This window comes from Bradyrhizobium sp. PRIMUS42, assembly GCF_023006515.1.
Lineage (GTDB): Bacteria > Pseudomonadota > Alphaproteobacteria > Rhizobiales > Xanthobacteraceae > Bradyrhizobium.
In genome coordinates, this window is sequence record NZ_JALBGZ010000877.1 from 1 (window position 1) to 2,313 (window position 2,313).

The following is a 2,313-nucleotide window of genomic DNA, read 5'->3' on the forward strand; positions in this document are numbered from 1 at the left end:
GGAAGCCCGCGCGATCCGCGCCGCGTTCGTCCAAGCCGGTGCAGAGCCAGTAGGCTGCCCGGTTCCTGCTATCCGCGTCGATAGGTCTGCGCGAGAAGCCGTGCGTGCACGGCGCGTAGCTCGGCGCTCATGCGCGTCTGTCCCGTCGTGACATAGGAGAGCCAGGCGCCGTCGGCGGCCAGGCGCACCATTTGCAGATCGGGCGCGCCGTCGGTCGTGCGATGGCGCTTCAGGCGCGCCTTGATCCAGTCGTTCCAGAGCCGGCGCAGCGGCGGATCGGTGACGACGACCATGCTCAATGCCGCCCATGGGGTCGCGAAGCCGAACGCCTTGCCGGTGAACACCGCATTCACATAGGCCCGCGTGAAGCTGCCGCGTGGCTTCGGATCGGCTTCAACTGCGGCATCGATTTCGGCATCGACGCGGGCGAGGAGGTCGGCAAACAGGCCCTCGATCAGCGCCTGCTTGCTGCCGAAATGGTGAAACAGCCCGCCCTTGGTGACGCCGGCCGCCGCTGCGACCGCCTGCACCGTGACACCGGCGACGCCATGGTCCATGGCGATTGCCGCGGCCTGGGCGAGCAGGGCGCGCCGGACCTGCTCGGGCTGCTTGGCGCGGGTGTAGCGGTTTTCCGGCATCAATGCGCCGTGGTCTGCGAGAACAGGTTGATGATCACGACCCCCGACACGATCAGCGCGATGCCGACGAAGGCCGCGGCGTCCAGCATCTGGCGGAACAGCACGAAAGAGACGGTGGCGGTCAGGATGATGCCGACCCCGCCCCAGATCGCATAGGCGATGCTCAAGGGGATGACGCGGATCGCGACCGACAGCGCGTAGAACGAGGCGACATAGAACAGCACCATGGCCAGCGTTGGCCACGGGCGGGTGAACTGCGCGGATTGCTGCAGGAAAGCCGATGCTGTGACCTCGAAGATGATGGCGAGGGCGAGCGCTGCGTAGGCATTGAAGGCGGAGGTCATGGTCAGCCCAGGGCAAGAAAGATACCACGCGGTATGTTTAGCATGCGGCGCTTGGCTTTGGCCGGCAGCAGGTATCACATGTGAGTGACGAGCCTGCGACGTTGGCGGAACAAGGCATGAAGCCGCCGCGTGATGAATCGCGCGGCGGCTTCGGGATTTCGTCGCGGTTCGACCGGCGTCAGTTGATCCGCACGGAAAGTTCGACATCTTCGGTGAAGGGCGTCGACATGTAGCCGCTTCCCGGCCTGCGAACGCGCGCCAGATAGTCCGGGCTGTCGTCGGCATTGTCAGCGACGATGATCGCGCCCGGTCCGAGATGGCTCTCGAGCAGATCGAGGATATCCGGGTAGAGCGCTTTGGCGCCGTCGAGCAGCACGAGATCGATCGTATCGGGCAGATCGGCTAGAAGCGTCTTCAGCGCGTCGCCTTCGCGGATTTCGACGAGATCGATCAAGCCGCCGGCGATGAGGTTGTTCCGGGCCCGCGCTGCCTTGGACGGCTCGAACTCGCTGGTGATGAGGCGGCCGCCGCCATTGTCACGCAAGCCTGCGGCAAGGTGCAGCGTCGAGATGCCGAACGATGTGCCGAACTCGACGATCGTCCGGGCGCCAGAGCTGCGTGCCAGAATGTAGAGCAGCGTCCCCGTCTCGCGCGAGACCGCGAGGGGAGCATCCTTCAGACGTCCGTAGAGCTCGCGGTAATCGGTCTTGCTCCGCATCATCCGCGCCCGGTCTGCGTCGGACAAATCGGCGACGGCCGCTCGCGTTGCGCCCGTTGCCGCCTCGGCTTCGTCGAACAGGCGATCCAATAGCGGCGCAAGCGACGTGATGGTTGGGGTGGTCATTCGAGGTCTCCAGAGGTTGGCGAAGAACGCATGCTTGCGCGCCGAGTGAAATACGATTAATTCGTCGCATTGCCTATTCGCATTGCCAGGGTGAGCCATGGCCGAGCGTCGAAGCCGTTCAATTTCCTCACGAAAGCAGCCGCAACAGGCCCGCTCCACCGGCCTGGTAACGGCTATTCTCGATGCCGCTGTTCAGGTCCTGGCGAAGGAGGGCGCGCAGCGTTTCACCACGGCGCGGGTGGCGGAGCGGGCCGGAGTAAGCGTCGGGTCGCTCTATCAATATTTTCCGAACAAGGCCGCGATCCTGTTTCGTCTCCAGAGCGACGAGTGGCGGCGCACCAGCGAACTGCTGCGCGGCATCCTCGCAGACCGGGCAAAGCCGCCGCCGACGCGACTACGCGCGCTGGTTCATGCCTTCATCCGCTCCGAGTGCGAGGAGGCTGCAATTCGCGTCGCGCTCAGCGATGCCGCACCGCTCTATCGCGAC

At 65.1% G+C, this 2,313-nt stretch carries 4 protein-coding genes; 1 reads left to right on the forward strand and 3 read right to left on the reverse strand.

What is annotated here, in order from left to right; genetic code table 11:
- Window positions 1-68: 68 nt before the first annotated feature.
- From MOV75_RS35035 to MOV75_RS35045, 3 genes are all read right to left on the reverse strand, one after another.
- Window positions 69-638: a TetR family transcriptional regulator gene (locus MOV75_RS35035; protein WP_246930987.1), complete on the reverse strand. Its 570-nt coding sequence runs from the start codon at window positions 636-638 to the stop codon at window positions 69-71.
- On the reverse strand, window positions 638-982 hold the full coding sequence (locus MOV75_RS35040) for a multidrug efflux SMR transporter (RefSeq protein ID WP_246930986.1): 345 nt from the start codon (window positions 980-982) through the stop codon (window positions 638-640). The genes MOV75_RS35035 and MOV75_RS35040 overlap by 1 nt, the downstream gene beginning before the upstream one ends.
- Window positions 983-1,160: 178 nt before the next feature.
- Window positions 1,161-1,826: an O-methyltransferase gene (locus tag MOV75_RS35045; protein WP_247007633.1), complete on the reverse strand. Its 666-nt coding sequence runs from the start codon at window positions 1,824-1,826 to the stop codon at window positions 1,161-1,163.
- A gap of 97 nt (window positions 1,827-1,923) precedes the next feature.
- Here MOV75_RS35045 and MOV75_RS35050 point away from each other — a divergent pair.
- Window positions 1,924-2,313, forward strand: a 390-nt coding sequence (locus MOV75_RS35050) for a TetR/AcrR family transcriptional regulator (RefSeq protein WP_247007634.1), incomplete at its 3' end; no start/stop codon positions are given.

Excerpts from the sequence above, each read along its gene's own strand:
- MOV75_RS35040 (WP_246930986.1), bottom strand. The coding sequence starts at position 982 with ATGACCTCCGCCTTCAATGCCTACGCAGCGCTCGCCCTCGCCATCATC.
- MOV75_RS35035 (WP_246930987.1), bottom strand. The coding sequence starts at position 638 with ATGCCGGAAAACCGCTACACCCGCGCCAAGCAGCCCGAGCAGGTCCGG.
- MOV75_RS35045 (WP_247007633.1), bottom strand. The coding sequence starts at position 1,826 with ATGACCACCCCAACCATCACGTCGCTTGCGCCGCTATTGGATCGCCTG.